Consider the following 602-nt stretch of genomic DNA (forward strand, 5'->3'; position numbering starts at 1 on the left):
ACAATATTCCCTCTCCCTCCGGGAGAGGGTTAGGGAGAGGAGTGGGTAGTACGTATCGTTTCTTTGCCCAATATTCCCTCTCCCTGGGAGAGGGTTAGGGAGGGGGAGTTGGCAGTAGGTATTGCTTCCTTGCCCAATATTCCCTCTCCCTCCGGGAGAGGGTTAGGGGAGGGCTTAATCCAATGGTGGAAACGTATGGAGCGGGGTTGATGAAAAATAACCCGTTTTCATGCACGCCAAGGTTAGAAGCATTTGCCGCTTTAAAAGCGGGGTTTTGCAAAAGGGGCCGTGAAAGGCATCCCTTAACCGTCCCATGAGTGGATGGGACGATTGAAACCAGGGCGTCACAAACCGGCTTGCGCTTTGATAGAACCGCAGTTGCGGCCGACGCGCGCTGGAATAGTGGGCTAAGGCTTGTGGCACGTCCCCCTGAGCCAGGCATTGGGCCAAGACACTGGCATCAATTAACCCCAGATTGGCGCCCTGACCCAGTTGCGGACTCATGCCATGGGCGGCATCGCCTATCACCACCACCCGGTTTTCATGCCAGGGGTACATACTCACATCCAGATAAGAAGCCAGTGAAAACTGATCATGGCGGG

General features: G+C 55.0%; 1 protein-coding gene. It reads right to left on the reverse strand.

All coding sequences use genetic code 11. The features are described 5' to 3' along the window. Positions 1-174: 174 nt before the first annotated feature. Positions 175-602: FAD-dependent oxidoreductase (locus Lery_RS09700; RefSeq protein WP_162262963.1), on the reverse strand; the 428-nt coding region annotated here is incomplete at its 5' end.

This window comes from Legionella erythra, assembly GCF_001467615.1.
In the GTDB taxonomy this organism is placed as follows: Bacteria; Pseudomonadota; Gammaproteobacteria; order Legionellales; family Legionellaceae; genus Legionella_C; species Legionella_C erythra.